Genomic DNA, 26,998 nt, shown 5'->3' on the forward strand with positions numbered 1-26,998 from the left:
GTCGATCATGCAGTTGTGGTGCCCCGCAAAGGCCGCGGGACGCTGCTCTCCGCCCACCACAACTGCAAGATCGACATGCAGGGGTGGGGAAACAGCGGGGTGGTCAGGGGGTTTCGCGGGTGGTGCCGGCGCGGAAGTTGACGGCCTTGTGGGTGCCGTCGCAGAACGGCTTGAGCGCCGACTTCCCGCAGCGGCACAGGGCCACCGTGCCCCGCCGCGCGTCGATCGTCTCCCCGTCGGGGGTGACCAGGGCGAAGTCGCCCCGGACCAGCAACGGCCCGTCCTGGTAGGGGGTGATGGTGGCCGCCGCGGGAGTGTCGTCGTCGGTGCGCATGGGCGCTGAAGTGCCCCTTGCTCCGGCACTGAAACCCCTGCTCACCGGCGTGCCGTCGCGACGGTCGACCGGCGTCGTCGCCCGGTTGGGCGGCTCGGCGGCGGCCCGCCCGGGATCTTCTGATTACTCCCGCCCGGTGGGGGATGCCCCGTTTGAACCCCATCGGGACGGGAAGCCGGGCCGCGTGGTGAGCGAACGAGGCAAGGTGGAGCCGGGGCCCAAGGTGCGCAAGGGGCTCACGGCCGAGGGCGCCGGGCTGGCGGGCGACCGGGTCGTGGCGGCCGGCAGTGCCGCGCGGGTCCTGGTGGCCGCCACCGCGCGGGCGCTGCGCGGCACCGACTGCGCCGACCTGGGACATCCGGGACACCCGGGACCGCTGTCGCGGTTCGTCGGCGCGCCCGAGCCGGTGCGCCGGGCGGCGCTGATCCGGGCGGCCGGCCGGGTGGCGCTCACCCCCGGCCAGACCGCCGAGGTCGACGCGGGCCGGGTCGCCCGCTGGTTCACCGACCAGTACCCGCGCCGCCGCTACCCCGGCGCCCTGATCGGCTCCCCGCACGGCGCGCTCGCGCACCTGGCGATGGCGCTCGGCGTGCCCTGGCTGCCGGCCGGGTTCGAGATGACCGTGCACTGGGCGCAGGGCGCCGTCGACCGGCCGCAGGCCGCCCTGGACCACGGCGCCGCGCTCACCGCCCGGCTCCTCGGCGGCAACGCCGACCTGCACGTCCGGCAGGTGCACTGCCCCGCCAGCCGGGGCGCGTTGGCCGGCGCCACGGTGTCGCTGGCGGCCCGGTGGCGGTCCCTGCCGGCCGCGTACGCGCGGTTCCTGGCCGACCGGCTGGAGCCCGGCGCCCCGGTGCTGCTGCTGCGCGACGCCCGCACCTGGCCGGTGTTCGACTCCGCCCCGGGGCACAGCTTCCAGGTCGGCTGCCCGGGCAGTGGCCTCGACCCGGTCGACTTCCACCCGGACAGCCACGCCCTGCGCCAGGTGCTCCGCTCGGCCGGCGGGGACGGCGCGCACTGGGAGCCGCCGGAGGTCGCCGCGCCGCCCGAGCCGGCGGAACACGGCGTGGAGTCCGGTTTCGAGGCCGGCGTCCAGGAGTGGACCGCCGGGCACGGCCACCCGCTGCACCGGGTCCTCGTGCCACGGCCGGAGGCGCTCAGCGCCGCGACCGCGGACCTGTACCGGCGTTGGCTGCGCGCGGCCGGCAAGACCGGCGACCGGCTGGTGGTGGAGTGCGGCCGGCTGCTCGACCCGTGGCAGGTGGTGCGCGCCGGGATGGTGCCGTACTGGTGCGAGAACGCCACCCGGCGCAGCGTCGAGGGGGTCGAGTGGTGGCTCGCCGGGAGCGAGCCGTTCAGCTCGGTGGACGTGCTGCCCGAGCCACCCGGCCTGCGGTCGCCGGCGCTGGCCGGGCTGCCGCAGTGGCTGGCCGTCGCCGGCTTCGGGCGCCGCCGGCGGGCGCTGGACCGCACCTCGGCACGCGGCTACCCGATCACCTCTGTGCCCACCCGCCGGGCGACGGAGGTGCTGCGGGCACAGCCGTACGACCTGCCGACGCCACCGCCGATGACCGTCCCCGAGGCCCTCGCGGCACTGCGCGACGGCGGCGGCGACCAGGGATTACTGGTCTGTTGAGTCGGCCCTTTCGAAACATCCTCGCGAACCCCGGGTCCCGTGATTGAGTACCTACGGAGCGGGAACACCGCTGGCTGCGACGGCCTGATCACGCCGTCCGGCGTGGCGCCGTCGCCCGCTGACATCCCAGTCATGTGACCCATTTTCCGGCCCGGGCGTGGTGCGACCACGCGCGCGCACGACCGGTTTCCTGAATCCGGGCGGGGGACCTTCCTGAGGGAGGCGCGGATGTTCGGACAGACCACCACGACCACACCACCTCCGACCGATCGGGGCCTGGAGGACCTCGACGCGGCCGCACTGGCGTACGCGGCCCGGATCGAGGGCCTACCGCCCGAACGACGCCAGGAGGCGCGTGACGACCTGGTCCGGTTCGCCCTGCCGTTCGCGGGCCGGCTGGCCCGCCGCTACCGGGGGCGGGGCGAGCCGCTGGAGGACCTGGAGCAGGTCGCCCGGCTGGGCCTGGTCAACGCCGTCGACCGGTACGACCCGGAGCGGGGCTCCTTCACCGCGTACGCGGCCATCACCATCGTCGGCGAGATCAAGCGGCACTTCCGCGACCGGACCTGGGGCGTGCACGTGCCGCGCCGGCTGCGCGACCTGATCCTGGAGGTCGGGCAGGCTACCTCCGCGCTGACCAGCGAGCTGTCCCGGGCCCCGACGGTGGCCGAGCTGGCGGAGCGGCTGGAGACGCCGCAGGAGGAGATCCTCGCCGCGCTGGAGTCGGCCGCCGGCTACAGCCCGGCCTCGCTGAACGCCCCCGTCGGCGGGGAGAGCTCGGCCGAGTTCGGCGACCTGGTCGGCGAGTCCGACAACGCGCTGGAATCCGTCGACGACCGGGTGACGGTCAGCGGGCTGCTGCACCGGCTGCCCTGGCGGGAGCGGCGCATCCTGGCCATGCGCTTCTACGGCAACCAGACCCAGGCGGAGATCGCCGCCCGCTTCGGCATCTCCCAGATGCACGTGTCCCGGCTGCTGTCCCGGGCGCTGACCTGGCTGCGCCAGGCGATGCTCGCCGACGCCCCGCCGCCGTGGCAGAACGGGGCCGCCGAGTCGGAGCCGGCGAAGACCAGGATCTCGGTGCGGCACAACGGCGACCGGGTGGTCGTGGAGGTCGGCGGGGAGGTCGACCGGGACGGCGCGGACCAGCTCCGCCGGGCGATGCTGGAGGCGGTGACCGGGCAACCCGCCGAGGTGGTGGTCGACCTGGTGGGCGCCGGGGGCTTCGACGCCGGCGGCATCGCCGCGCTGATGGCGGGCCGCGAGGCCGCCGCCCGCACGGGGGTCCCGCTGCGGCTGACCCGCGTCCAGCCGGCCGTGCGCCGCTCGCTCACGGCGGCGGGCCTGGCGGCGGCCCGCGAGGGCTGAGCACGTCGCGAGAGGGCCGGCACCCCGCGGGTGCCGGCCCTCTCCGCGCGTACGCCCGCTCAGCGCTCGGGGGTGTCGCCGGGCCCGCGCGGGTGCCGCCAGCGGTCGTTGGCCTGCGGCTCCCGGTCGGCGCCGAGGCGGGTCTCCTCCGGCTCGTCGGTCTGCTCGAAGCTGGGCCGACGGATGTCGTTCGGCTCGGGGACGTCCACCGGCCTGGCCCCGGACTGCGGGGCCGGCTGGTACTCGGTGGCCTCCCGCGCGCCGTGCGCCCCCTCGGCGGCCGGCGCCTCGGGCACGTGCTTCTCGCGGTGCAACTCGTCGCGGAAGTCCTGCGGCGGCTTGGTGCTGCGCTGGGGCAGGTCCCGACCGAGGTCGGCGACGAGCGGGCCGTACTTGGCGTCGAAGGCGGGCCGCTCGGAGCGGATGCGGGGCATCCGGTCGAAGTTGCGCAGCGGCGGCGGGCAGGTGGTGGCCCACTCCAGCGAGTTGCCGAAGCCCCACGGGTCGTCGACGTTCACCATCGCCCCGTAGCGCCAGGACTTCCAGGCGTTCCACATGAAGAAGAGCGTGGACGCGCCGAGCACGAAGGCGGAGATGCTGGAGAAGGTGTTCAGGGCGGTGAACCCGTCGTTCGGCAGGTAGTCGGCGTACCGGCGGGGGAAGCCCTCGTTGCCCAGCCAGTGCTGCACGAGGAAGGTGCCGTGGAAGCCGAGGAACATGGTCCAGAAGTGGGCCTTGCCGAGGCGGTCGTCCAGCAGCCGCCCGGTCATCTTCGGCCACCAGAAGTAGAAGCCGCCGAAGAGCGCGAAGACCACCGTGCCGAACAGCACGTAGTGGAAGTGCCCGACGACGAAGTACGTGTCGTGGGTGTGCCAGTCCGCCGGCGGGCTGGCCAGCAGCACCCCGGTGAGACCGCCGAAGAGGAAGGTGACCAGGAAGCCGATCGCGAAGAGCATCGGCGTCTCGAAGGTGATCTGCCCCTTCCACATGGTGCCGATCCAGTTGAAGAACTTCACCCCGGTGGGCACCGCGATCAGGTAGCTCAGGATGCTGAAGAACGGCAGCAGCACCTGGCCGGTGGCGAACATGTGGTGCGCCCACACGGTCATCGACAGCACGGTGATCGCGATGGTGGCGAGCACCAGGCCGGTGTAGCCGAAGATCGGCTTGCGGGCGAAGACGGGGATGATCTCGGTGATGATGCCGAAGAACGGCAGCGCGATGATGTAGACCTCGGGATGGCCGAAGAACCAGAACAGGTGCTGGTAGAGCATCGGGCCGGCGGTCATCGGGTCGTAGACGTGGGCGTTGAGCAGCCGGTCCGCGGCGAGCGCCAGCAGCGCGGCGGCGAGCAGCGGGAACACCAGGATGACCAGCACGCTGGTGAAGAGCATGTTCCAGGTGAAGATCGGCATCCGGAACATGGTCATGCCCGGCGCGCGCAGGGTGAGGATCGTGGTGATCAGGTTGACCGCCCCGAGGATGGTGCCCAGTCCCGAGACCACCAGGCCGATCACCCACATGTTGGCGCCGACGCCGGGGGAGTGCTCCTGGCTGCTCAGCGGCGAGTACGCGGTCCACCCGAAGTCGGCGGAGCCGCCCGGGGTGAGGAAGCCGCCGAGCACCATCAGGCCGCCGAACAGGTAGAGCCAGTACGCGAGGGCGTTGAGCCGGGGGAACGACACGTCGGGGGCGCCGATCTGGATCGGCACGATGTAGTTGGCGAACCCGAACGCCGCCGGGGTGGCGAACAGCAGCAGCATGACCGCGCCGTGCGAGGTGAAGAGCTGGTTGTACTGCTCGGCGGAGAGGATCTGCATGCCGGGCCGGGCCAGTTCGGCCCGCATCAGCATCGCCTGGATTCCGGCGACCAGGAAGAAGCCGAACGAGCTCAGCAGGTAGAGCAGGCCGATCTGCTTGTGGTCGGTGGTGGCCAGGAACCGGGTCAGTTTGCCGCCGGGGAGCGCCTTGCGCAGCGGCCCGGGGTAGCCACCGAAGCGTGCCGGCGCCAGGATCGCCGGTCCTCGGTCGCGTGGTTCCGTGGTTACCCGCTTGGGCATGTGACTCTCACCCCGCCAGACGACAGATAGGACGGCGCGGCTACCCGCCCCTCACCCCATGAAACCAGGCGACAGCGGATATTCAGGCGAGAGTGGTAAATCCGGTCAATTCGCGGGCAGTATGGCCCAGACGACCTTCCCGTCGCCGGCCGGGGCGCTGCCCCACCGCTGGGCCGTCTCGCGGACGAGCATCAGTCCCCGGCCGCCCTCGGCCCGCAGGTCGGCGACGCCGGCCCGGACCGCGGTCCGGCTGCCGTCGGCGACCACCACGTGCAGGTACGGCCGGCGCAGGGTCAGCGTCACCTGCATCGGCGTGCCGGCGTGCCGGACGACGTTGCCGACCAGCTCGCTGAGCACCAGCGACGCCGGCCCGACGGTCTCCGGCAGGTTCCAGCGGGCGCACGCGTCGGTGACCAGCTCCCGCGCCCGCCGGCAGGCCTCCGCCACCGGTTCTAGCCGGGCCCGCAGCCGGGGCGCCGCCGCCGCGTTCGCCACCCGGGTCGCCTCGTCGCAGTCGCGGCGCACGGGCACCACGCGGCAGGCCGTCGACTGGGCCAGCCAGGTCGCCGCCTCGCCCGGCGGGGCGCACAGCACGACGGGCACCGCCGGCCAGCCGGCCGCCCGGCGGGCGATGGCGGCGAAGACCGAGAGGGCGAGCCGGTCACGGACGGTGACGTCGGTGAGGTCGACCACGAGCGCGTCGGGCTGGCTGGCGAGGTAGCCGTCCAGCGCGTCGTGCACCGTGCGCATCGTGCCGAGGTCGAGGTCGCCACGAAGGCGTACGACGGTCACCGGCGACTCGTCGTGCACCTCGCAGGTGATCCGGCTCGGCATCGGGCGTCCTCGTTTCGCGTCGTCGGGAATCTGGGAACTACCCGGACGCGGGGAGGGCCAAACGGACCGGCCGGGGCGTCGCGCCCCGGCCGGTCACGGTGCGTCATCGACGGGTGCGGCCCCGCGTCGTCAGGATGCCGAGCGCGATCATGCCCAGGCCGAGGAACAGGTGCAGCCAGTTGTCGGCGTTGTTGACCGGGATGAAGTTGGCCCCGCTGTCGTGGTCGATCACCAGGCCGTAGAGCCAGAGCACCAGGTAGATCGCGCCGCCGCCGACCAGGTACGTCCGCGCGCCCGTGACGGTGCGGGCCAGCAGCAGCCCCGCCACCCCGAAGAGCAGGTGGACGATGTTGTGCAGCACCGAGACCTGGAACAGGCCGAGCAACTTGGCGTCGGAGTCGTGCCCGGCGAAGCGCAGGTCGCCGAAGTTGCTCGTGATGCCCGGCACGAAGCCGAGCACGCCGACCAGGAGGAAGACCACCGCCACGGCGGTGGCGGCCCGCCGGACGGGAGCCCTGCCGTCAGCCGGGTTGTGCCGGGCGCGGGAGCGCGCCATGGGACCGGTCACCGCAGTCTCCTCACTGTGCGGAACGCTGAGCGGATGGCGCCTTCCCGCTGCTCCCACCGCCAAACCCCGCCGCCGACCGATCGCCCCGATTCACCCGTCCGGGCGCCGGCACGGAAACCGGGGCCGGCCCACCGTGACGGCGGGCCGGCCCCGGGACGCGCGATCGCCGGTCAGGCCGGTTGCAGGCGCGGGGCGGCGGCGAGCTGACGGACCCGCTCGTAGAGACCCACGTACTTCTCGGCCATCACCGCGGGGGTGAAGCGGACGGCGGCCTCGCGCCGGCACTCGTCCGGATCCAGCAGATTCGCGGCCAGCAGCAGGTCGCCCAGTTCCTCCTCGTCGGTGGTGAGCAGGCCGGTGCGGCCGTGCTCGATCAGCTCGGGCAGGCAGCCCCGGGCGGTGGCCACCACCGGCGTGCCCAGGGCCAGCGACTCCACCACCGCAGTGCCGCCCGGCTCCTCCCACCGCAGCGGGAACAGCGAGGCCCGGGCACCGGCCAGCAGGTCGTCGCGTTCCTGCCCGGCCACGGTGCCCACCCAGCGGACCAGGTCGCCGTCGACGTGCGGCGCCACCTCGTCGTAGAAGAACCGGACGTCCGGGTTCTGCCGGGCCTCGTCCCCGGCGGCGGCCAGGTCCTCCGGCCGGTGGTACGGGCCGACGGGCCCGGCGAGCACCAGCGGCACCCCCACCCGCCGGGCGAGGCGCGCGCCCACGTCCTGGCCCTTGCCCGGGTTGATCCGGCCCAGGATGATCAGGTAGTCGCCCTTCTCCGCCCGGGGCCGCCGGTCCGCGTCGACGGCGAGCGGGGTGGACAGGTGCACGTGGCCCACCGAGTGCTCCCGCAACGCCCGGGGCGCGCGGGCCAGCTGCGAGGCGGAGACCCCGTTGACCCGGACCCGGTCGCCGCCGTCGACGTTGCCGTAGAGCGCCGGGTGCTTGGCCAGGTCCCAGTGCAGCGTGTGCAGGGCCGGCGGGGCGTCCGGGCCCATCGCGGCGAGCGTCGCCAGGCCGACCGCCTCCACGTGGTCGTGCACCAGGTCGATGTCGTCGCGCGAGTGCAGCGCCCGCACCACCCCGTTCAGGTGTGCCTGCGAGATGCCGCAGACCTGGTTGTAGGGCCGTTGCAGGGCGTGGAACTGCCCGTCGGGGAAGACGGAGAACTTCTCGTCCACCGGAAGGGTGCTGCTGTCGACCGACGCGAGCACCACCCGGACGCCGAGGCGGCGCAGCTCCGGCACCAGCGTCGCGATCACGTTCTCGATGCCGCCGTAGCCGGGCGGCGGCACGGACAGCCACGGACCGGCGTTCATCAGGACGGTGAGGCTCATGCGGGATTCCTTCCCTCGGCGGGGGCCTGGGCCGTCCGCGCCCGGTCGTTCGCGGTCACGGGGGGTCGCGTGGTCACGCCGCGGCGACCCGTCGGCGGGGGATCCGGTGCCGCAGCTCGGCCAGGGGCGGCCGCTCCTCGACGGAGACGTCGCTGACGACGATCTCCCGGTCCAGGTTCGGCAGGGCGTCGGAACCGCCGCGTCGGAACTGGGTCAGCAGGGCGGCGGGCATCGCGCCCGGTGCCGCCCAGCCGCGCCGCTGCAACCGCGACCAGGCGGTGAGCATGATCTGGGCCGACATCCGGCCCAGCGCGGCGGTGTCCTGGTGGCGGTGCTTGCGCTCGCCCAGGTCCACCTGGGCCAGCGCGTCCAGCCCGACCAGCTCGAGCAGGTCGATGAGCATCGCCGTCTCGACCCCGTATCCGGAGACGAACGGCACCCGCTCCAGCACCTCCCGGCGGCCGGCGTACTCGCCGGCGAGGGGCTGCACGAAGCCCGCCAGCTCGGGCCAGAACAGGTTCAGCATCGGCCGGGCCATCAGCTCCGTCACCCGCCCGCCGCCGTCGGCCTCCACGCTCGACGCCCCGACCAGCGGGCGGTGGTAGAAGCCCTTCACGAAGTCCACCGAGGGATCGGTCAGCAGGGGACCGATCAGCCCCGTCACGAAGTGCGGGCGGAACTCGCGCAGGTCGGCGTCGATGAACGCCACGACGTCACCCTCGGCCGCGGCCAGTCCCGCCCAGAGCGCGTCGCCCTTGCCCGTCAGCCGGGGCAGGCCCCGGGTCATCGCGTCCTGGCTGACCACCTCGGCGCCGGCGGCGCGGGCCACCTTGGCGGTGCGGTCGGTGGACCGCGAGTCCACCACGATCAGCTCGTCGACCAGCGCCACCCGTTCCATCAGGTGCTCGCGGATCGTCGACACGATCGCGCCGACCGTCGCCTCCTCGTTGCGGGCCGGCAGGACCACGCTGACCCTGCTGTCGCCCTTGGCGCGGATCAGGCGCCGCGCCGGCCAGTCCCCCGCCGACGTGGTGCGGTAGGTGGCCCACGCCTCCACCACCGGTGACACCATCGTTTCCATGTTCCGCACAGGCACCCCCAGATCGTGGCGGAAAGAAACCTTCCCTGTTTTTCCCACTACCGCGCTCGCGCTAACCGCAGCATGCCTAACAGCTTGATCACGACAGTGACGTGACCGGGTTCCGCCCTGGTGAACGTTTGGTTGCGTCGACGCGGGGGGAGTGCAGTGCCGAACGCGAAACTGTGGCGAAGGGGCTCTTCATGCGCACGTGCCGGGTGGGACTGGTTGGGGCCGGCGGGGTGGCGCAACGCCACGCCCGGGTGTTGGACGGCTTCGCGGACGTGGAGCTGCTCGGGGTGACCGACGTGGTGCCGGAGGCGGCGGCGGAACTGGCGCAGGCGCACGGGGCCCGCACCTTCGACGACGTCGACGAGCTGCTGGCCGCCGGGCCGGACGCGGTCTACGTCTGCGTGCCGCCGTTCGCCCACGGGCCGGCCGAGGAGGCGGTCGTCGCCGCCGGGGTGCCGATGTTCGTGGAGAAGCCGGTCGCCGTGGACCTGGTGACCGCCGAGCGGATCGCCGACCTGGTGGGCCGGCGGGGGCTGCTCACCGGCGTCGGGCACCACTGGCGGTACCTGCCGGTGGTGCAGCAGGCCCGCGAGCTGGTCGGCGACCGGCCGGTGCGGATGGTCAGCGGCGCGTGGTGGGACAAGGTGCCCCCGGTGGCCTGGTGGTCGCGGCGCGACCGCTCCGGCGGCCCGGTGGTCGAGCAGGCCGCCCACGTGCTGGACCTGGTCCGGTGCCTGGTCGGCGAGGCCACCGAGGTCACCGCGTACGGCAACGGCACCCCACCGCCCGTCGACGGCGCCGACATCGACTCGGTGACCACCGCGACGCTGCGCTTCGCCGGCGGCGCGGTCGGCACGCTCACCGCCGCCTGCGTCCTCGGTTGGAAGCACCGCGCCGGACTGGAGATCCTCGCCGACGGGCTGGCCCTCTCGCTCAGCGAGGACGGGTTGGTCGTGCGCGACGCCGACGGCGAACGCCGCTTCGACGCCGACCCCGAGGCCGCCCGGGTGGCCGTGGACCGGGCCTTCGTCGACGCGGTCCGGGGCGTCGGCGACGACGTCCGCGTCCCGTACGCCGAGGCCCTCGGCACCCAGCGGCTCGCCCTCGCGGTCGCCGACTCCGCCCGCACCGGCCGGCCCGTACGGCTGGACGCGCCCGTCGCCGCGCCGGTCGCCACGGGGGTGACCGTCGATGCGTGACCGCGTGGTGGTGGTCAGCGGCCCGGGGCGGGTGGAGCTGGTCGAGCAGGACGCCGTTGAGCTGACCGACGGCACGTTCCGGGTCGAGACGCTGTTCAGCGGCGTCTCCGCGGGCACCGAACTCAGCTACGTCAAGGGCACCAACCCCTACCTCAACGTCACCTGGAACGCCGACCTCGGGCTCTTCCAGCCGGGCGCGGCCAGTACCCCGTACCCGGTCACCCGGCTGGGCTACATGCAGGTCGGCCGGGTGGTGGAGAGCCGTACGCCGGCCGTCGCCGTGGGCACCGTCGGCGCGATGACGTACGGCCACCGCACCGGCTGGGTCGCCGACCCGGTCGCCGAGCGGTTCGTGCCGCTGCCCGAGGACCTCGACCCGCTGCTCGGCGTCTACGTCGCGCACATGGGGCCGATCTGCGCCAACGGGGTGCTGCACGCCGCCGCCGACCTGCACGGCACCGACGTGCGGTCGCTGGGCGACGGGGTGCGGGGCCGCCGGGTCGCGGTCGTCGGCAGCGGGGTGGTGGCCCTGCTCACCGCCCTGTTCGCCAAGCGGCACGGTGCCGCCTCGGTGGTGGTGCTCGACCCGACCCCGCAGCGGCGGGCCGTCGCCGAGGCACTGGGCCTGGAGACCCTCGACCCGGAGGCCGACGACCCGGCGGTGGTGCTCAAGACCCGCTGGGCGCACGGCCCCGGCGACCGGGGCGCCGACGTGGTGTTCCAGTGCCGGGGGCAGGCGTGGGCGTTGCAGCTCGCGCTGCGCCTGCTGCGCCCCCAGGGCGCGGTGGTCGACCTGGCCTTCTACCAGGCCGGCGCGGACGCGGTCCGGTTCGGTGAGGAGTTCCACCACAACGGACTGTCGCTGCGGTGCGCGCAGATCGGCCGGGTGCCGCGCGGGCTCGCCCCCACCTGGGACCGCGAGCGCCTCTCCGCCGAGACGATCGACCTGCTGCGCGCGTACGGGGACGTCATCCGCAAGCACCTCGTCTCGGCGGTGGTGCCGTTCGAGGAGGCGCCGACCCTGCTGACCGATCTCGCCGAGCGGCGCCGCCAGGAGCTCCAGGTGGTGCTGACCGTCTGAGGTCGGGCGCCGCCCCCGGGCGGGTGGCGCGGCCCGATACCGTTCCAGCCATGACCGCCGCCGCTCCCGTCACGACCGCCGACGACTCCGTGCCGACCGCCGCCGGCGGTCCGGACGGAGGCGTGGACGACCGGCGGGTCGGCCTCGCCGCCCTGCTGCCGTACCTGCGCGCCCACCGCGGCACCCTGGCCGTGGTGGGCGCGCTGTCGCTGGCCGGGGCGGCGGCGTCCCTGGCACAGCCGCTGCTCACCCGCTCGGTGCTGGACGGGCTCTCCGGCAGCCGGGGCGTGACCGGGCTGGTCGCGGCGCTGGTCGCCCTGGTGCTGGTGGCCGCGGCGATCGGCGGGGTGCGGGACTACCTGCTGCAACGCACCGCGGAGGGGGTCGTGCTGGGCACCCGGCGGCGGCTGGCCGGCCATTTGCTGCGGCTGCCGATCGCCGAGTACGACCGCCGCCGCACCGGCGACCTGCTCTCCCGCGTCGGCTCGGACACCACCCTGCTGCGCGCCGTGGTCACCTCCGGCCTGTTCGAGGTGGTCACCGGCGCCGTGATGGTGCTCGGCGCGGCGGGCGCGATGGTCCTGCTCGACCCGGTGCTGTTCGGGGTGACCCTGCTCGGGGTGGCCGCCGGCATCGCCATCGCGGTCGCCTTCGCCCACCGGGTGCGGGGCCTGGCCCGCGCCGCCCAGGAACGCGTCGGCGAGATGACCTCGGCGGTGGAGCGCGCCATCTCCGCCGCCCGGACGATCCGCGCGGCCCGGGCGGAGCGGCGCGAGGCTGACGCGATCGGCGTCAGCGCCGCGCGGGCGTACGCGGCGGGCCTGCGGGTGGCCCGGGTGCAGGCGTTCGTCGGCCCGGCCAGCAGCGTCACCATCCAGGGGGCGTTCCTGCTGGTCCTCGGGGTGGGCGGGGCGCGGGTGGCGGCGGGCGCGATCACGGTCGGCGACCTGGTCGCCTTCATCATGTTCCTGTTCTTCCTGGTCCTTCCGCTCGGGCAGGCCGTGCACGCGTACACCCAGTTGCAGACCGGGCTGGGGGCGCTCCAGCGGATCGAGGAGATGCTCGCCGTGCCGGTGGAGGGGGCGGCCGACCGGCCCGCGACAGCCCCGGCCCGGGCGCTGCCCGGCGGGGCCCCGGCGTCCGTCGAGTTCGACCGGGTGGGCTTCGGCTACCCCGGCGGGCCGCCGGTGCTGCGCGAGGTGAGCTTCACCGTGCCGGCCGGCACCCGCACCGCCCTGGTCGGCCCGTCGGGCGCCGGGAAGTCGACGCTGCTGGCGCTGGTCGAGCGCTTCTACGAGGTCACCGAGGGCGCGCTGCGCATCGACGGGGTCGACGTGCGGGACCTGCCCCGCGACGCGCTGCGCGCCCGCATCGGCTACGTCGAGCAGTCCGCGCCCGTGCTGGCCGGCACGCTGCGGGAGAACCTCCTGATCAGCGCGCCGGAGGCCACCGAGGCCCGGCTGCGCGGGGTGCTCGACGAGGTCAACCTCGGCCACCTGGCCGAGCGTGCCCCCGAGGGGATGGACGTGCAGGTGGGCGAGGGCGGGGTGCTGCTCTCGGGTGGCGAGCGGCAGCGGCTGGCGATCGCCCGCGCCCTGCTGGCCGGACCGCCGGTGCTGCTGCTCGACGAGCCGACCAGCAACCTCGACGCCCGCAACGAGGCCGCGCTGCGCCGGGCCATCGACGCGGTGGCCGCCCGGCGCACCCTGCTGATCGTGGCGCACCGCCTCTCCACCGTCGTCGACGCCGACCAGATCGTGGTGCTCGACGGCGGTCGGGTGGCGGCCACCGGCACCCACGACGAGCTGACCGGGACCAGCCCGCTCTACCGTGAGCTGGCCACCCACCAGCTCCTGGTGAGCTGAGCGGTCCACGCCCGCGACCCGCCCGGCGACGACACCCGCGCGGCGGCGCGCCGGGCGGGCCGCCAACGCGGGCTCCGGTCGCGTACCGTTGCCGCTCATGGGTGTGTCGCAACGCTTGAAGACCAGGTTCCGCCGGTTCCTCCAGCGCCCGGGGACGACGGTCGACCTGGGGCCGTTGGAGAAGCTGCTGCCGGCCGTCGAGGCGCGCGAGGACGAGCTGTCGGCGCTCGACGACGCCGAGCTGACCGAAGCCGCCGGCAAGGCCACGGGCTACGAGGAGATCTGCGCGATCGGCCGCGAGGCCGCCCGCCGCGGCCTCGACCAGCGGCCGTACGACGTGCAGCTGCTGGGCGCGATGGCGCTGCTCTCGGGCAAGGTCGCCGAGATGGCCACCGGTGAGGGCAAGACGCTCACCGCGACCATCGCCGCCTACGGGCACGTCCGGCTGGGCAACGGCCCGGTGCACGTGCTCACCGTCAACGACTACCTGGCCCGGCGCGACGCCCTCTGGATGGAGCCGGTCTACACCCTGCTCGGCCTGACCGTCGGCTGGGTCAACGAGGCGTCCACCCCGCAGGAACGGCGCGACGCGTACGCCTGCGACGTCACGTACGTCTCGGTCAGCGAGGCCGGCTTCGACTACCTGCGCGACCAGCTCGTCACCGACGTGGAGGACCGGGTGCAGCCGCCGCTGCGCACCGCGATCGTCGACGAGGCCGACTCGATCCTCATCGACGAGGCCCGGGTGCCGATGGTCCTCGCCGGCTCGGTCGCCGGCGAGCAGGACCCGGTGCACGCCGCCGCCGCGCAGGTGCGGGGCCTGCGCAAGGGCAAGCACTACACGGTGGCCGACGACGGCCGCAGCGTCGCCTTCACCGCCGCCGGCCTGGCCGCCGTCGAGGCCAAGCTCGGCATCGACCTGTACGACGAGGAGCACGTCGCGCAGCTGTCCGCGGTGAACGTGGCGCTGCACGCGCACGCCCTGCTGCACCGCGACGTCGACTACATCGTCCGCGACGGGACCGTCGAGCTGATCGACGAGATGCGGGGCCGGGTGGCCCAGCGCCGCCGCTGGCCGGACGGGCTCCAGGCCGCCGTGGAGGCCAAGGAGGGGCTGGACGCCACCGCCGAGGGCGAGGTGCTCGGCACCATCGCCGTGCAGGCGTACATCGCGCTCTACCCCAAGGTGTGCGGCATGACGGCGACCGCGGTGCTGGTCGGCGACCAGCTGCGGGAGTTCTTCGGCCTCGAGGTGGCGGTGATCCCGCCGAACACCCCGTGCGTGCGCGAGGACGAGCCGGACCGCATCTACGCCACCCGCGCGGAGAAGGAGGAGGCGCTGGTCGACGAGATCAAGCGCCACCACGAGCGCGGGCGGCCGGTGCTGGTCGGCACCCTGGACGTGAAGGAGTCCGAGGGGCTGGCGGCCGGCCTGAACGCCGCCGGGGTGCCCTGCGTGGTGCTCAACGCGAAGAACGACGACGAGGAGGCGACGATCATCGCCGAGGCCGGCGCGTACGGCGCGGTGACCGTCTCCACCCAGATGGCCGGCCGGGGCGTGGACATCCGGCTCGGCGGCAGCGACCAGGCCGACCGCGACCGGGTCGCCGAGCTGGGCGGCCTCTACGTGATCGGCAGCGGCCGGCACGACAGCCGGCGCGTCGACGACCAGTTGCGCGGCCGGGCCGGGCGGCAGGGCGACCCGGGCGGCTCGGTCTTCTTCGTCAGCCTGGAGGACGACCTGGTCGTCCGGCACGCCGGCGACGCCGTCCCCGCCTCGCCCCGGATGAACGCCGACGGCCTGGTCACCGACGATCAGGTCGAGTACGCCGTCGAGCACGCCCAGCGGGTCGCCGAGGGCGTCAACCACGAGATCCACCGCAACACCTGGCGCTACAGCGTCGTGATCGAGCAGCAGCGCAAAGCCCTCGCGGAGCGTCGGGAACGGCTGCTCACCAGCGACGTGGCGGCGCTGATGCTGCTCGACCGGGTGCCCGACAAGGCCGGCGAGATGGACGAGGACCTGCTCGCCCGGGTCGCCCGCTCGATCGCCCTCTACCACCTCGACCGGCTCTGGACGGAACACCTCGCGGAGCTCTCCGAGGTACGCGAGGGCGTGCACCTGCGCGCCCTGGGCCGGCTCGACCCGCTGGACGAGTTCCACCGGTCGGCGGTGCCGGCGTTCAACAACCTGATCCCGGAGATCGAGCGGCGGACGATCGAGACCTTCGAGGAGACCGAGTTCACCGACGACTGGGAGCCGGACGAGGCGAAGCTGGTGCGGCCGAGCGCGACCTGGACCTACCTGGTGCACGACAACCCGTTCGGCTCGGAGCTGGACCGGTTGATCGCCTCGGTGGGGCGGCGGCTCAGCTCCGCGTCGCGCTGACGCTCCGGGCCCCTTTCGGCGCCTTCGGCTGCCGAAAGGGGCCCCCTTTTGCGCCGTTTCGACCCCGGTTTGCGAGGGTAGTAGGCCGGGTCCGAGGAGTCGGGAGAGACCAGACGATGGAACAGGTGACGGCGCCGGTCGGCCGCGCGGGAGCGCGCGCCGGGACGGTGGGGGCAGTGGAGCGGTGAACCTGGAGATGTGGGACCCGGCGGTGGAGCGGCTCGGCGTCCTGGAGACCGCCGCCCTGCTGCGCGAGCTGACGGCCGCGCTGATCGCGGTCGACGACTTCGACGAGGCGCTGGACGCGCTGGTGCGTACCGCCCGCGAGGCGGTGGTCGGCGTGAGCTGGTGCGGCTTCACCGCGCTGCGCGCCGGCGAACCGGCCGGGGTGGCGGCCTCCGACGCGCGCCTGGCGGGTCTGGACGACCTGCGGCACGGCCCCGACTCGCCGGCGATGGACGCGATCCGGCGGCGGGAGATGACCATCTCCGACCGGCTGGACCGCGAGGAGCGCTGGCCGGCCTGGACGCCGCGCGCACGGGAGCTGGGCGTGCACGGGGTGATCTCCGCGCCGGTCGACGTCGACGACCAGGTGATCGGGGCGATCAACCTCTACGCCGGCGCCGCCGACCTGCTCACCCCGGGACACCAGCTCACCGCGATGCTGCTCGCCGAGCACGCCGGGCTGCTCCTCGCGGCGGTCCGCGACCGGGCACGCAAGGCGGCCGAGGCCGGGGAACTGGACCCCTCGGTGCTGGGCGACGGGGTGATCGGGCAGGCGATCGGCGTGATCATGACCCAGCGCGGCTGCCCGGCGGGGGAGGCGCTCGACGTGCTGCGCAGCGCGGCCTCGTCGCTGGACATCCCGCTGCGGGAGGTGGCCGACCGGCTGGTCGCCACCGTGTCGCGCCCCCGGGACAACTGAGCCTCCTCCCCGACGGTCCGCCGCCCGTCCGGGCTCCGGTGGCGGTGCGAACCCTCCTGTGGCCGGCGCGGACGATGGTGGCTCGCGTGACCTCCGTGGCCCGCGTGACCTGTGGGGCCGACGGGCCGCGTGTCGTTTCGGTGTGCCGGCGCCCGGGTAGCACCCTGGACTGGTGACGCGTGCCTACCTGGGGAGGAACCATGCAGAGCCGGCTGCGGGTGCAGGGGCACCCGATCCAACCGATGCTGGTGACGTTCCCGTTCGGGCTCTTCGTGAGCGCGACCGTGTTCGACCTGGCCGACGTGCTCGGCGGACCGGCCTTTCTCGGTGAGGTGGGCTACTGGACCTCCGTGGCCGCCCTGGTCGCCGCCGCGCTGGCCGGCGTGGCCGGCATGATCGACCTGTGGGACGTGCCGGTCGACCGGACCCGCCGTACGGCGATCACCTTCAACCTGGTGAACGTGGCGATGGCCGCGCTGTTCCTGGTCGCCTGCCTCGTCCGCGCGGACGCGCCGCAGCGGGGCGCCTCCGTGGTGCTGCTGCTCACCGAGCTGGTGGCCCTGGGCGTCGGCGCGGTCGGCGTCTCGCTGGGCGCCCGGCTGGTCCGCCGCTTCGACGCCGGCCGCCGCGCCGAGCCCACCACCTTCGACGCCTTCGCCGACGCCTCCGACGCGACCGTAGACCTGGCCCGCCCCCGCCCCGCCCGCCCCTAGCGGCGTCGATCATGCAGTTGTGGTGGGCGATAGAGGCATGTTCGCGCCTTTCGCGGGGCGCCACAACTGCATGATCGAGGCGGCCAGGGCGGCGGGGGCCGCGTCAGAGGGTGGGGTGGTGGGACTCGGCGTGGTGGGCGGCCAGGACGTCCGCGCCGAAGTCGCTGGCCGGGCGGCGCAGGACGGTGTGCGCATGGTTGCCGTCGTCGGTGGTGTTGTCGTACTCGATGAGCAGGTCGTCGCCCTGCACGCGGTAGTAGTGGCGCCGGCCGGGCACCGTCGGTCCGGCCCAGGCGAAGTGCAGCTGCCCGGAGTCGAGCCGGCGCGCCTCCCGGACCGCCAGCTCGGGTGGGAGCCGGTCCAGGTAGAGCGCCACGAGCTGGTCCAGCAGGGCCCGCCCGGTGGGCCCGAGTCGGTCGGCGGGCACCCCGAGCGGCTCCAACGGGCCGTCCACCCGGGGACGGGTGGCGCTGATGATGTCCCCGGGCGCCTCGTCGGCGACGATCGCCGCCGCCCGGCCCGCCGGGCCCATGGCGTCCAGCAGGGCGCGGGCCAGATCCTCCTCCACGCCCAGCGGCCGGGAGACCGGGCGGCCGGCGTACCGGACGGTGGCCGGGTTGGCGCCGAGGAAGATCGGCGCGGGGGAGACCTGGTCGGCCACCACGGTCATGCTCACCGAGAGGTGGTGGCCCTCCAGGCGCCACGCCCAGGCGTCGTCGCGGGCCGGGTCGCCGAACACGGCCACCCAGTAGTCGCCGCTGTGCCGGCCCCGACGCCATCCCTCCGCCCGGTCCAGCACCTCCTCCAGCGCGACGATGGCCATCGCCTGGGCGTACGCCGGAGGGCTCAGCGCGGTGGCCAGCAGCCGGTGCGCGGCCTTGCGCCCGGCGCGGTCGAGGTCGGCCAGGCAGACCCCGGGCCGGGGTCGCGGCCGGTACTCGAGCCAGCGGCGGGCTTCCTCGTCGTCGAACCGGTGGGTGGCCTGGGCGCGGGCGGGTTCGCCCAGCGCGGCCAGCAGCGCCGTGGCGGCGGTGCGCATCTGTTCGGGCAGCGGATCCTCCACCGACCCTGTATACCGGGCGCGGACCGGCCCCGCCGGGCGTCGGCGTCAGCCGGGCGTCGCCGTCAGTCAGGGCACCGGCGTCAGGCGGTCGGCGCGGTCAGCAGCGCGAGCATCTCGGGCAGGTCGAAGAAGGTGGCGGTCTCCACCGCCGACGGGTTGCCGTGGTGCGGGTCGGCCCCGGCGGCGAGCAGCGCCCGGACGGCCTCGGTGCTGCTGCGGAAGGTGGCCGCGGCCAGCGCCGTCTGGCCCCGGTCGTTGGTCCGGGCGTGGTCGGCGCCGCGGGCGAGCAGCGCGCCGACGGTCTCGGCATGGGCGTGGTACGCCGCCAGGATCAGCAGGGTGTCGCCCTTGTCGTTGGTCAGGTTGACCGGCAGCCCCGCGTCGACGTAGTCGGCCAGTTCGGCGGTGGCCCCGTCGCGGGCCAAGTCGAACATCCGGTGCGCGAACGCCAGCGTCTCCGCGTCGAGTTCCTCACTCACCGGTCCAGGTTAGTCGGACGCCCGCCTGGTACGTTGCTCGGCCGGCGTGCTGGGGGAGGGGTCGATGGACGACAGGGTGTACGTGGGCAACGCGGGTGTGGACGAACGCCGGCTGGCTGCTCGGCCACTTCATGCCCCCGGGCGACGCCCGGCACAGTGCCGACGTCGAGGTGAAGTGGGGCGTCCATCCGGCGGGGGAGGCGCGCTCCCGATGGGCCACGCAGGAGCGGCGGACGGCCCTGCTGGTGCTGGTCAGCGGCCGGTTCCGGGTCGAGTTGCCGGACCGGACGGTGGTGCTCGGCGAGCCCGGCGACTACGTGGTGTGGGGGCGGGGCGTGGACCACTCCTGGTACGCCGAGCGCGAGTCGGTCGTGTTGACGGTGCGCTGGCCGTCGGTCCCCGGCTACCGGGTGGATCCGCCGGTCCGCCGCTGACCGCGTCCCAGCTCCTGGGATTGCCTACTAAACCAATAGGGTTTGCAGCCTATGCTGGGTCGACGTACCGCCGAACCGCGAGGACCGCCATGCCCGACCGACGCCCACCCGACCTGCTCGCCACCGCCCGACGGTGGGCCGCCGACCCCGCCCGCTGGCCGGTGCCGCTGCGCTTCGATCCGGTCTCCCGGTGGTACGCCCGCCTCGCCCACGAACCCGACCACGAGGTGTGGGCGTTGAGCTGGCTGCCCGGCCAGGGCACCGACCTGCACGACCACGGCGGCTGCGGCGGCGCGTTTCTGGTCGTCTCCGGAGTCCTGACCGAGGAGACGGTCGACGGGGGCGTGCTCCACCCGCACCGGCTGCCGGCCGGCTCCGGCCGTCGTTTCGGCCCGCGGCACGTGCACCTGGTGTCCAACCGGGCCGACGAGCCGGCGGTGAGCGTCCACGTCTACCGGCCCGCGCTGCGCCGGATGACCAGCTACCGGCTCGCCGACGGCCGGCTGCGCGTCGCCGAGGTGGCCGAGGCCGGAGTCGCCTGGTGAGCGCGACGCGGGGCCGCCCGGGCCGCCCGCCATCCCCTGCGCGCCGCCCGCCCCGCGCCGGCGGCCCGCCGTCGTACGTGAACCGTCAGCAACCAGTGGAGGGAACGACCATGCCGCACACCGACGACCCGTACGCGTGTCCGGCCCCGGTGGCGCCGCCGGGCTCCCGGGGCATCGACGAGATCCTGGCCGCCGCCCGGGCGCGGCTGGGCCGGCTGGACCCGGAGCGCGCGCACCTGGCGCACCGGGGCGGGGCCCTGCTGGTCGACATCCGCCCGGCAGCCCAGCGGGCCGCCCACGGCACCGTGCCCGGCTCGCTGGTGATCGAACGCAACGTGCTGGAGTGGCGGTTCGACCCCCGCTGCCCGGCCCGGCTGCCCCAGGCGGTCGGCTACGACCTGCGGGTGATGGTCATCTGCCAGGAGGGCTACACCTCGTCGCTGGCCGCCGCCGCACTCCAGGATCTCGGGCTGCGCCACGCCACGGACGTCGTCGGCGGCTTCGTCGCCTGGCGGCTCGCCGGCCTGCCCGTGCTCGGCCCCACCCCGCCGCAGCCCACGTCCACCCCCGCGCCCCCGGTGACCGCCGGCCGGGCGCCGTCCTGACCGCCACGCTCCACCGGGCGTGGCGGCACCGCCGCCGCAGGAGGCTCCATGTCCGTCGTCGCCATCCCCACCCGACACCACTCGACCGCGCGCCCCGAGCGGATCGGAGCGGTCCGACCGCGTTCCGCCCCGTCCGTCACCATCACCCTCGACCTCGTCCCGGGGCCGGTGAGCCCCCGCCTGGCCCGGCTGCTGGAGCTGATCGGCGAACTCGCCGAGTCGGGGGAGGGGCGGCTGGGGCCCGGCGTCGCCGAGGACCGGCCGGCGGCGCCCCGGCCGGTGCCGGCCATCGTGGACCCGCACGCGATCCGGATCGCCACCGACTCGCGGGTGGTCCACCAGAGCTCCCGCGTGATCCCGCTGACCCGCATCGAGTACGACCTGCTGCTGTTCCTGGCGGAGCGGCCCCGCCGGGTGTTCACCCGGCTCCAGCTGCTGAGCCGGGTGTGGGGCTACGAGCACGCGGTGGCGCGCACCGTCGACGTGCACGTCCGCCGGCTGCGGGCGAAGCTGGACACGGACATGCCGGTGGTGACCACCGTCTACGGCGTGGGCCTCCGCCTCGCCGACGAGGCCCGCATCGAGATTGAGCGCAGTCGCTGACGGCGCCACCCGCGCGGCGTGCCCGGCCCGGGCGCGCCGCGCCGCCGCGTCCGGGCCCGGCGTCCCGTCCCCGGTACGCCGCGCGCCACCCCGGTCGCGTGCCCGCGACCCTCCGGCGGGCCGACCCGATCCACGTTCATCCATTCGCGGCGCGCCCGCGCCCACCGCCGTGAACCGGGCGGGCACCCCCCTATCGGGTCAACCCGGGGACTCTGCTGTAATCATCAGGCTTCGTACGCAGAGCGAGCATCCGGCTCCGATGCGTTCGTCAATTGTCACATTCATGCAACGCAGCCGCCCCTTGACCCTCGCCCGGGCGCCGGGAAGCATCGATGGAGCGGCGTCCCGGGCCGTGGGGAGATACCCGGACCAGCCAAGGAGGACCATGTCGGTCAGCCCCGCCTCGTCGCGCGCCGGATGGCATACGTCCCAGCCCGCTGTTCCCGGTCGACCCCCGGGTGGCCAGCGTCGCCCCGCCAACACCGCCGCACCGATGCTCACGGTGACCCTGAACATCCCGTTGGCATCCGAGGAGTCGCTGACCCCGCCCGCCCGACGGCTGCTGGAGGCCGCCCGGGAGATGCTGGAATGCGGCGAGGGCACCGTCATCACCGCCACCGTCGAACGCCGCCCCGACCCGGTGCCCGCCGGCCGCGCGCCGTCGCGTCCGGTCGCCGCCACCATCCCGACCCTGCACATCCTCGCGTCGTCCCGGTCGGTGCTGCGCGACGGCGAGCCGCTGCCCCTGACCCGGCTGGAGTTCGACCTGCTGCTGCACCTCGTCGCCCACCCCCGCCGGGTCTTCACGCGGTTGCAGCTGCTCAACGCGGTCTGGGGCTACGAGCACGCCGGCGTGCGCACCGTCGACGTGCACGTCCGCCGGCTGCGCGGCAAGGTCGGCGTCGACGTCCCGCTGGTCACCACCGTCTACGGGGTCGGCTACCGGCTCGCCGACGACGCCCGCGTCACCATCGACCGCAACGGCTGACGCGGCCCACCGCCCACCGCCCACCGCCCACCGCGCGCCCGGCGCGGCCGCATGCCGGCCCACCACGGCCGCATGCCGGCCCACCACGGCCGCATGCCGGCCCACCACGGCCGCACGGCGGCCCACCGCGTCACCGCCGCCTGCCGCGTCCACCGCCGACGTGGCCGACGCCGCCCGCCGCGCCCTCGTGCGGGCGGGCCCGTGCGAGACGGCCGGCGGGGCACCATGGTCGGATGCGGATTCGACCCATCTCCCCGGAGCTGCTCGTCGCCGAGCTGACCGAACGCCTCGCCGGCACCGACGCCCCCGGCCGGCTGCGGGTGGCCGTCGACGGCGCGCCGGCGGCCGGCCCGGACGAGCTCGCCGCCGCGCTGGTCGACCCGCTGCGCGCGCTCGGCCGGCCCGCCCTGCACGTACGCGCCGCCGACTTCCTCCGCCCCGCGTCGGTGCGCCTGGAGTTCGGCCGGACCAACCCCGACGCGTTCTACGAGGGCTGGGTCGACGAGCCGGGGCTGCGCCGGGAGGTGCTTGACCCGGCCGGGCCCGGCGGCTCGGGGCGGGTGCTGCCCTCGCTGTGGGACGCCACCGCCGACCGGGCCAGCCGCGCCGCGTACGTCGACCTGCCGCCCGGGGGCGTCCTGCTGGTCAGCGGGGCGCTGCTGCTCGGCGGGGGCCTGCCCTTCGACCTCACCGTCCACCTGGTGCTCTCCCCGGCAGCCCTGGCCCGGCGCACCGACCCCGCGCAGCGGTGGACGCTGCCCGCCTTCGCCCGGTACGCCGACGAGGTCGCCCCGGCCTCGTTCGCCGACGTCGTGGTCCGCGCCGACGATCCCCGGCACCCGGCCCTGGTGGAGTCCACGGTGTCGCCCTGACGCCGTGAGGCGGCGAAAAGTCGTCGGTTTGAGCGTCGGCCCGCCGGGGTATTCGCCCGGCTCACAGAGCGCGGGTGATCCGCCCGCGCACAGACCACCACGGGGCTGGGCGCACGTACCGGTGCCCCGGCGGATTTTCAGGCCAGAAAGGCAGGCAGCGATGCTCGTCCACGACACGATCGGTACGGGCCGATCCCAGGCGGAGATCGACCAGATCCGGCGCTCCCTGCAGGCCCGCTACGACGAGCTGTCCGCGGAGTACGAGCAGGCGGTGCTCCAGAGCCAGGTGCTGCGGCTGGTGGAGGTGGGTGACACCGCCGGCGACGACCAGGCCGACAGCGGCACCAAGACGGCGGAGCGGGACACCGCGCAGTCCCTGCTGCGGACCATCCTCGACCGCCGCGCCCAGTACGAGCACGCCCTCACCCGGCTGGAGGAGGGCACCTACGGTTTCTGCGAGGGCTGCACCTCGGCGATCCCCGTCGAGCGGCTGGAGATCTTCCCCTCCGCCACCACCTGCGTGCAGTGCAAGCAGAACCGGGAGCGTCGGGCGGCCTGATCCCCGCCAGCGGTTGCCGGTCGGTCCGGAACGCGGCGAGGTCGACTGATGGGTGAGATCAAGGTCGGCACCGCCTCCTGGACCGACCGGACGTTGCTGGACTCCGGCTGGTATCCGCAGACCGCCGACACCCCGGAGAAGCGGCTGGCGTACTACGCCCGCCAGTTCCCGCTGGTCGAGGTCGACGCCACCTACTACTCGCCGCCCGCCGAGCGGACGGCGAGGCTGTGGGCCGAGCGCACCCCGGCCGGCTTCACCTTCAACGTCAAGGCGTTCAGCCTGCTCACCGGGCACCCGACCCGGGTCGGCGCGCTCTACAAGGACCTCCGGCCGGACACGGGGAAGAAGAACCTGTACCCGGACGACCTGCCGCCGCAGGCGTACGAGGAGGTGTGGACGCGCTTCCTCGCCGCGCTGGACCCCTTGGTGGAGGCGGGCAAGCTCGGCGCGCTGCTGTTCCAGTTCCCGCCCTGGTTCACCATCAAGCGGGACAACAAGCAGTACCTGCTGGAGGTGGCGAAGCGGTGCGCCCCGCTGCGCCCGGTCTACGAGTTCCGGCACGCCTCCTGGTTCGACGGCGACAACGCCGGGGAGACCCTCGCCTTCCTGCGCGAGCACCGGCTGGCGTACGTCTGCGTGGACATGCCGCAGGGGCACCGCTCGTCGGTGCCCCCGGTGCTGGCCGCCACCGCGGACCTCGCGGTGGTCCGCTTCCACGGACACAGCGACAAGTGGACCAGCAAGGACATCCACGAGAAGTTCGGCTACCGCTACGCCGACCGGGAGCTGCGCGACTGGGCGCCGAAGCTGCGCGAGCTGGCCGACTCCGCCCGGGAGACGCACGTCCTGATGAACAACTGCTACCGGGACTACGCGCAGACCAACGCCGCCACCCTCGCCGGGCTGCTCGACGCCGACTGACCCGGGCGTTTCACCCCGTCGGGGTGAGGGCCGCTCACCCCGACGGCGCGCAGCATGGACGGTGTGTGCGGTCGACCGTGGCCGCGGAAGGCGACACCACGGAGGTGGGTGGAGATGACGGTTCGGGTGGTACCGGGTCGACGACGCGGCGCCGTGCTGCACGTCGTCGGGTCGTCCGCCGACGCCCGGTGGGCGCCGCGCCCCGCCCGGGTCGGCCCGACCCGGCAGCCGCGCGGCCCGGTGGGGCCGCCGCGACGTGACGACGACCGACGGTGGGAGACCGACGTACGGGGGTGGACAGATGGCTGAGCAGCTGCATTCCGCGTTCGAGTCCTCGATGGACAAGACCAACCTGATCCTCAAGGACATCGAGCAGGCCTATGGCTGGCCCAAGGAGCAACGCAACCAGTCCTACTGCGCGCTGCGCACGGTGCTGCACCTGCTGCGCGACCGGATGCCGGTGCAGGAGAGCGTGGAGTTCGCCGCGCAGCTGCCGGTGCTCGTGCGCGGGATCTACTTCGACGGCTGGAAGCCGTCGGACGTGCCGATCAAGCTCAACCGGGACGACTTCCTGCTGGAGGTCCGGCAGGGCTTCCCGTACGACGTGGAGGGCGGCCCGGAGCGCGTGGTGCAGGTGGTGCTCGACACCCTGCGCCGGCACGTGACCCAGGGCGAGTGGGAGGACGTGAAGGCCACCATGCCCAAGGACATGGCCAACATCATTCCCTGACGCGCCGCTCGTCCGCGACGGTCCGCTCCGCCACCGGTGGAGCGGACCGCGTGCCGTTCACGCCGGCGCGCTCGACACCACCGCCTCGCCCCGGTCGTCGGGAACCGGCGGCGTCCCGGGCACACGGCTGACCGACCGGCCGGCCCGGCGGGCGAGCGCGGCGAAGGCGGTCGCGTCGACGATGGCGGCGCCGCCGGGGTCGTTGTTGAAGTAGACGTACGCGGGCTCGTCGTCGCCGAACGCGTCGGCGAGCCGGCGTATCCAGGAGGCGAGCGAGGTGCGGCCGTACCGGGGCCAGGGGTTGGCCCGCCCCTCGTGCAGGCGCAGGTAGCCGAAGTCGGCGGTGCGCCAGCGGGGCGCGACGGGCCGGCCGAGCCGGTCCGCCCAGACCAGCGCCGCCCGCCGCCGCTCCAGCACCGCACGGGTGGCGTCGGTCCACCACGACGGGTGCCGCGGCTCGACGGCGACCCGCACGTCGGTGGGGAAGAGCCGCAGCGTGGCGTCCAGCGCCGCCGGGTCGGCGGGCAGGTTCGGCGGCAGCTGCACCAGCACGGGCCCGAGCCGGTCGCCGAGCGCGGTGGCCCGGCCCAGGAAGCGGGCCACCGGCTCGGCGGGGTCGCGCAGGCGCTTGACGTGGGTGAGGTAGCGGCTCATCTTCACCGCCACGCAGAAGTCGTCGGGGGTGCGGGCCCGCCAGGCGGCGAAGGTGTCGCGCTCGGGCAGCCGGTAGAAGGCGTTGTTCACCTCCACCGTGGCGAACCGGGCGGCGAAGTGCTCCAGCCAGAGCCGCTGCGGCAGGCCGGTCGGATAGAAGGGGCCCCGCCAGTCGCGGTACTGCCAACCCGAGGTGCCGAGCAGGATCATCCGTCGTCCCTACTGAAGGTCGAAGGGGAAGACCTCGAAGGCGGCGCCGTGGCGGACGCCCAGCCGGTCGCCGACGGGGCGGCTGAGCCCTTCGAGGAACTCCTCGGGGTCGAAGCCGCCGTCGCCCAGCCCGGTCAGGTACGCCTCGTGCGCCCTCAGCGAGGCAACGCCCCGCGCGAAGGTGTCGGTGACGTCCACCCCGTGCGTGGCGAGGGGCGAGGAGTCGGCCCAGACCTGGCGCACCCCGTTCCACGGCTCGACCCCGTCGACGAGCTGCTCGGGGAACACCCACCGGTTGCCGGCGTCGCGGACGGCGTCCAGCACCGCCCGGCCGGTGGCGATGTGGTCGGCCTGGTTGAGGGCGTACGCGCCGTCCCAGGTGTCCCGGAAGTTGTTGGTGATCACGATCTCGGGCCGGTGCCGGCGGACCGCCCCGGCGAGGGCACGACGCAGCGGCACGCCGTACTCCAGGACGCCGTCGGGAAGGCCGAGGAACTCCACGGTCTCCACCCCGACCAGGGCGGCGGACTCGCGCTGCTCCCGCTCCCGGACCTCCCTCGCCCGCGGCGGGGGCATCGCGTCGATGCCGGCCTCGCCGCTGGTGACGAGGCAGTAGCCGACCTGTTTGCCCTGCGCCGTCCAGCGGGCGACCGCGGCGGCGGCGCCGAACTCCAGGTCGTCGGGGTGCGCCACGATCGCCAGCGCGCGCTGCCACTGCTCGGTCACCGGCTCCAGCGGGCGCGGCCCGGTCGGCTCGGTCATCGCCACCTCCTGGTCGGGCAGGACCATCCTGTCACCGTCGGCGCCGCCACGCGCGGCGGCGCGGCCCCGGTTCCGCCGCCGGGCGGCGCGATCGCGGACACCTTGGCGTTCGCCCCGTACCACGCGCCGCGCCGTGCGTCCGGTCGGCCGGGCCCGGGCACGGCGAAACCGCCGGTGTGAACC

Annotated in this window: 26 protein-coding genes and 1 pseudogene; 17 read left to right on the forward strand and 10 right to left on the reverse strand. The window is 74.5% G+C overall.

The window, feature by feature from the left end; all coding sequences use genetic code 11:
* Nucleotides 1-103: 103 nt before the first annotated feature.
* On the reverse strand, nucleotides 104-334 hold the full coding sequence (locus DER29_RS15175) for a CDGSH iron-sulfur domain-containing protein (RefSeq protein ID WP_121397925.1): 231 nt from the start codon (nucleotides 332-334) through the stop codon (nucleotides 104-106).
* A gap of 223 nt (nucleotides 335-557) precedes the next feature.
* Here DER29_RS15175 and DER29_RS15180 point away from each other — a divergent pair, with 223 nt between their 5' ends.
* Both DER29_RS15180 and DER29_RS15185 read left to right on the forward strand, forming a co-directional pair.
* Nucleotides 558-1,970, forward strand: a complete 1,413-nt coding sequence (locus DER29_RS15180) for a hypothetical protein (protein ID WP_121399248.1) — start codon at nucleotides 558-560, stop codon at nucleotides 1,968-1,970.
* A gap of 228 nt (nucleotides 1,971-2,198) precedes the next feature.
* On the forward strand, nucleotides 2,199-3,338 hold the full coding sequence (locus tag DER29_RS15185) for a SigB/SigF/SigG family RNA polymerase sigma factor (RefSeq protein ID WP_121397926.1): 1,140 nt from the start codon (nucleotides 2,199-2,201) through the stop codon (nucleotides 3,336-3,338).
* Nucleotides 3,339-3,397: 59 nt separating this feature from the next.
* Here DER29_RS15185 and ctaD read toward each other — a convergent pair whose 3' ends face one another.
* The 5 genes from ctaD to DER29_RS15210 form a co-directional block, all read right to left on the reverse strand.
* Nucleotides 3,398-5,398: a cytochrome c oxidase subunit I gene (ctaD, locus tag DER29_RS15190; RefSeq protein WP_121397927.1), complete on the reverse strand. Its 2,001-nt coding sequence runs from the start codon at nucleotides 5,396-5,398 to the stop codon at nucleotides 3,398-3,400.
* 105 nt (nucleotides 5,399-5,503) lie between these two features.
* Nucleotides 5,504-6,232: an STAS domain-containing protein gene (locus DER29_RS15195; RefSeq protein ID WP_121397928.1), complete on the reverse strand. Its 729-nt coding sequence runs from the start codon at nucleotides 6,230-6,232 to the stop codon at nucleotides 5,504-5,506.
* 103 nt (nucleotides 6,233-6,335) lie between these two features.
* Entirely contained in the window at nucleotides 6,336-6,788 is a 453-nt protein-coding gene (locus DER29_RS15200) for a DUF4383 domain-containing protein (RefSeq protein ID WP_121399249.1), read from the reverse strand.
* Nucleotides 6,789-6,970: 182 nt separating this feature from the next.
* Entirely contained in the window at nucleotides 6,971-8,128 is a 1,158-nt protein-coding gene (locus tag DER29_RS15205; protein WP_121397929.1) for a glycosyltransferase, read from the reverse strand.
* A 73-nt stretch (nucleotides 8,129-8,201) separates the two neighbouring features.
* Nucleotides 8,202-9,200, reverse strand: coding sequence for a glucosyl-3-phosphoglycerate synthase (locus tag DER29_RS15210; protein ID WP_370040073.1), 999 nt, complete (start codon nucleotides 9,198-9,200; stop codon nucleotides 8,202-8,204).
* Between the two features lie 209 nt (nucleotides 9,201-9,409).
* On the opposite strand from DER29_RS15210, the gene DER29_RS15215 reads away from it, so the two are divergent.
* The 6 genes from DER29_RS15215 to DER29_RS15240 all read left to right on the forward strand — a co-directional run bounded on the left by DER29_RS15215 (nucleotide 9,410) and on the right by DER29_RS15240 (nucleotide 17,390).
* Nucleotides 9,410-10,417 carry a Gfo/Idh/MocA family protein gene (locus tag DER29_RS15215; RefSeq protein WP_121399250.1) on the forward strand — a complete coding sequence of 336 codons (1,008 nt, stop codon included), beginning with the start codon at nucleotides 9,410-9,412 and terminating at the stop codon, nucleotides 10,415-10,417.
* Nucleotides 10,410-11,498, forward strand: a complete 1,089-nt coding sequence (locus DER29_RS15220) for a zinc-binding alcohol dehydrogenase (RefSeq protein WP_121397931.1) — start codon at nucleotides 10,410-10,412, stop codon at nucleotides 11,496-11,498. The genes DER29_RS15215 and DER29_RS15220 overlap by 8 nt, the downstream gene beginning before the upstream one ends.
* 50 nt (nucleotides 11,499-11,548) lie before the next feature.
* Nucleotides 11,549-13,363, forward strand: coding sequence for an ABC transporter ATP-binding protein (locus DER29_RS15225; protein WP_121397932.1), 1,815 nt, complete (start codon nucleotides 11,549-11,551; stop codon nucleotides 13,361-13,363).
* A 97-nt stretch (nucleotides 13,364-13,460) separates the two neighbouring features.
* Complete coding sequence (gene secA2, locus DER29_RS15230) at nucleotides 13,461-15,752, forward strand: accessory Sec system translocase SecA2 (protein ID WP_121397933.1); 2,292 nt, start codon at nucleotides 13,461-13,463, stop codon at nucleotides 15,750-15,752.
* A 184-nt stretch (nucleotides 15,753-15,936) separates the two neighbouring features.
* Nucleotides 15,937-16,677, forward strand: a complete 741-nt coding sequence (locus DER29_RS15235) for a GAF and ANTAR domain-containing protein (RefSeq protein ID WP_121397934.1) — start codon at nucleotides 15,937-15,939, stop codon at nucleotides 16,675-16,677.
* A gap of 200 nt (nucleotides 16,678-16,877) precedes the next feature.
* Entirely contained in the window at nucleotides 16,878-17,390 is a 513-nt protein-coding gene (locus DER29_RS15240; RefSeq protein WP_121397935.1) for a DUF2231 domain-containing protein, read from the forward strand.
* A 103-nt stretch (nucleotides 17,391-17,493) separates the two neighbouring features.
* Here DER29_RS15240 and DER29_RS15245 read toward each other — a convergent pair whose 3' ends face one another.
* Together DER29_RS15245 and DER29_RS15250 are read right to left on the reverse strand one after the other, a co-directional pair.
* A complete protein-coding gene (locus DER29_RS15245) occupies nucleotides 17,494-18,453 on the reverse strand; it encodes a DUF3500 domain-containing protein (protein WP_199729309.1) in 960 nt (319 codons plus the stop codon).
* Between the two features lie 80 nt (nucleotides 18,454-18,533).
* A complete protein-coding gene (locus DER29_RS15250) occupies nucleotides 18,534-18,887 on the reverse strand; it encodes an ankyrin repeat domain-containing protein (RefSeq protein WP_370040302.1) in 354 nt (117 codons plus the stop codon).
* A gap of 109 nt (nucleotides 18,888-18,996) precedes the next feature.
* Between DER29_RS15250 and DER29_RS15255 the strand changes: the two are divergent.
* The 9 genes and pseudogenes from DER29_RS15255 (at nucleotide 18,997) to DER29_RS15300 (ending at nucleotide 25,189) form a co-directional block, all read left to right on the forward strand.
* Nucleotides 18,997-19,366 (forward strand): annotated as a pseudogene (locus DER29_RS15255) (signal peptidase I).
* 89 nt (nucleotides 19,367-19,455) lie between these two features.
* The gene (locus DER29_RS15260) at nucleotides 19,456-19,911 is read left to right on the forward strand and encodes a cysteine dioxygenase family protein (RefSeq protein ID WP_121397938.1); all 456 of its coding nucleotides are present in this window, start codon (nucleotides 19,456-19,458) and stop codon (nucleotides 19,909-19,911) included.
* 110 nt (nucleotides 19,912-20,021) lie between these two features.
* Nucleotides 20,022-20,516, forward strand: coding sequence for a rhodanese-like domain-containing protein (locus DER29_RS15265; protein ID WP_121397939.1), 495 nt, complete (start codon nucleotides 20,022-20,024; stop codon nucleotides 20,514-20,516).
* Between the two features lie 48 nt (nucleotides 20,517-20,564).
* Complete coding sequence (locus tag DER29_RS36085; RefSeq protein ID WP_121397940.1) at nucleotides 20,565-21,119, forward strand: winged helix-turn-helix domain-containing protein; 555 nt, start codon at nucleotides 20,565-20,567, stop codon at nucleotides 21,117-21,119.
* Between the two features lie 385 nt (nucleotides 21,120-21,504).
* Nucleotides 21,505-22,107 carry a winged helix-turn-helix domain-containing protein gene (locus tag DER29_RS15275; RefSeq protein ID WP_121397941.1) on the forward strand — a complete coding sequence of 201 codons (603 nt, stop codon included), beginning with the start codon at nucleotides 21,505-21,507 and terminating at the stop codon, nucleotides 22,105-22,107.
* A gap of 233 nt (nucleotides 22,108-22,340) precedes the next feature.
* A complete protein-coding gene (locus DER29_RS15280; RefSeq protein ID WP_121397942.1) occupies nucleotides 22,341-22,979 on the forward strand; it encodes a uridine kinase in 639 nt (212 codons plus the stop codon).
* A 160-nt stretch (nucleotides 22,980-23,139) separates the two neighbouring features.
* On the forward strand, nucleotides 23,140-23,538 hold the full coding sequence (locus DER29_RS15285) for a TraR/DksA C4-type zinc finger protein (RefSeq protein WP_089000644.1): 399 nt from the start codon (nucleotides 23,140-23,142) through the stop codon (nucleotides 23,536-23,538).
* Nucleotides 23,539-23,586: 48 nt separating this feature from the next.
* A complete protein-coding gene (locus tag DER29_RS15290; protein ID WP_121397943.1) occupies nucleotides 23,587-24,459 on the forward strand; it encodes a DUF72 domain-containing protein in 873 nt (290 codons plus the stop codon).
* A 301-nt stretch (nucleotides 24,460-24,760) separates the two neighbouring features.
* On the forward strand, nucleotides 24,761-25,189 hold the full coding sequence (locus DER29_RS15300; RefSeq protein WP_121397945.1) for a DUF2267 domain-containing protein: 429 nt from the start codon (nucleotides 24,761-24,763) through the stop codon (nucleotides 25,187-25,189).
* Nucleotides 25,190-25,246: 57 nt separating this feature from the next.
* Here DER29_RS15300 and DER29_RS15305 read toward each other — a convergent pair whose 3' ends face one another.
* Together DER29_RS15305 and DER29_RS15310 are read right to left on the reverse strand one after the other, a co-directional pair.
* Nucleotides 25,247-26,053 (reverse strand): DUF72 domain-containing protein, encoded by an 807-nt coding sequence (locus tag DER29_RS15305; RefSeq protein ID WP_121397946.1) that lies wholly within the window; start codon nucleotides 26,051-26,053, stop codon nucleotides 25,247-25,249.
* A 9-nt stretch (nucleotides 26,054-26,062) separates the two neighbouring features.
* Complete coding sequence (locus DER29_RS15310) at nucleotides 26,063-26,842, reverse strand: PIG-L deacetylase family protein (protein ID WP_233599817.1); 780 nt, start codon at nucleotides 26,840-26,842, stop codon at nucleotides 26,063-26,065.
* Nucleotides 26,843-26,998 lie beyond the last annotated feature (156 nt).

Source organism: Micromonospora sp. M71_S20 (genome assembly GCF_003664255.1).
Taxonomy (GTDB): Bacteria; Actinomycetota; Actinomycetes; order Mycobacteriales; family Micromonosporaceae; genus Micromonospora.

What these genes read in the sequence shown, in the direction of transcription:
- DER29_RS15175 (WP_121397925.1), bottom strand. Translation starts at nt 334, where the DNA reads ATGCGCACCGACGACGACACTCCCGCGGCGGCCACCATCACCCCCTAC.
- DER29_RS15185 (WP_121397926.1), top strand. Translation starts at nt 2,199, where the DNA reads ATGTTCGGACAGACCACCACGACCACACCACCTCCGACCGATCGGGGC.
- ctaD (WP_121397927.1), bottom strand. Translation starts at nt 5,398, where the DNA reads ATGCCCAAGCGGGTAACCACGGAACCACGCGACCGAGGACCGGCGATC.
- DER29_RS15195 (WP_121397928.1), bottom strand. Translation starts at nt 6,232, where the DNA reads ATGCCGAGCCGGATCACCTGCGAGGTGCACGACGAGTCGCCGGTGACC.
- DER29_RS15200 (WP_121399249.1), bottom strand. Translation starts at nt 6,788, where the DNA reads ATGGCGCGCTCCCGCGCCCGGCACAACCCGGCTGACGGCAGGGCTCCC.
- DER29_RS15205 (WP_121397929.1), bottom strand. Translation starts at nt 8,128, where the DNA reads ATGAGCCTCACCGTCCTGATGAACGCCGGTCCGTGGCTGTCCGTGCCG.
- DER29_RS15210 (WP_370040073.1), bottom strand. Translation starts at nt 9,200, where the DNA reads ATGGTGTCACCGGTGGTGGAGGCGTGGGCCACCTACCGCACCACGTCG.
- DER29_RS15215 (WP_121399250.1), top strand. Translation starts at nt 9,410, where the DNA reads ATGCGCACGTGCCGGGTGGGACTGGTTGGGGCCGGCGGGGTGGCGCAA.
- DER29_RS15220 (WP_121397931.1), top strand. Translation starts at nt 10,410, where the DNA reads ATGCGTGACCGCGTGGTGGTGGTCAGCGGCCCGGGGCGGGTGGAGCTG.
- DER29_RS15225 (WP_121397932.1), top strand. Translation starts at nt 11,549, where the DNA reads ATGACCGCCGCCGCTCCCGTCACGACCGCCGACGACTCCGTGCCGACC.
- secA2 (WP_121397933.1), top strand. Translation starts at nt 13,461, where the DNA reads ATGGGTGTGTCGCAACGCTTGAAGACCAGGTTCCGCCGGTTCCTCCAG.
- DER29_RS15240 (WP_121397935.1), top strand. Translation starts at nt 16,878, where the DNA reads ATGCAGAGCCGGCTGCGGGTGCAGGGGCACCCGATCCAACCGATGCTG.
- DER29_RS15250 (WP_370040302.1), bottom strand. Translation starts at nt 18,887, where the DNA reads ATGTTCGACTTGGCCCGCGACGGGGCCACCGCCGAACTGGCCGACTAC.
- DER29_RS15260 (WP_121397938.1), top strand. Translation starts at nt 19,456, where the DNA reads ATGCCCGACCGACGCCCACCCGACCTGCTCGCCACCGCCCGACGGTGG.
- DER29_RS15265 (WP_121397939.1), top strand. Translation starts at nt 20,022, where the DNA reads ATGCCGCACACCGACGACCCGTACGCGTGTCCGGCCCCGGTGGCGCCG.
- DER29_RS36085 (WP_121397940.1), top strand. Translation starts at nt 20,565, where the DNA reads ATGTCCGTCGTCGCCATCCCCACCCGACACCACTCGACCGCGCGCCCC.
- DER29_RS15275 (WP_121397941.1), top strand. Translation starts at nt 21,505, where the DNA reads ATGTCGGTCAGCCCCGCCTCGTCGCGCGCCGGATGGCATACGTCCCAG.
- DER29_RS15280 (WP_121397942.1), top strand. Translation starts at nt 22,341, where the DNA reads ATGCGGATTCGACCCATCTCCCCGGAGCTGCTCGTCGCCGAGCTGACC.
- DER29_RS15285 (WP_089000644.1), top strand. Translation starts at nt 23,140, where the DNA reads ATGCTCGTCCACGACACGATCGGTACGGGCCGATCCCAGGCGGAGATC.
- DER29_RS15290 (WP_121397943.1), top strand. Translation starts at nt 23,587, where the DNA reads ATGGGTGAGATCAAGGTCGGCACCGCCTCCTGGACCGACCGGACGTTG.
- DER29_RS15300 (WP_121397945.1), top strand. Translation starts at nt 24,761, where the DNA reads ATGGCTGAGCAGCTGCATTCCGCGTTCGAGTCCTCGATGGACAAGACC.
- DER29_RS15305 (WP_121397946.1), bottom strand. Translation starts at nt 26,053, where the DNA reads ATGATCCTGCTCGGCACCTCGGGTTGGCAGTACCGCGACTGGCGGGGC.
- DER29_RS15310 (WP_233599817.1), bottom strand. Translation starts at nt 26,842, where the DNA reads ATGGTCCTGCCCGACCAGGAGGTGGCGATGACCGAGCCGACCGGGCCG.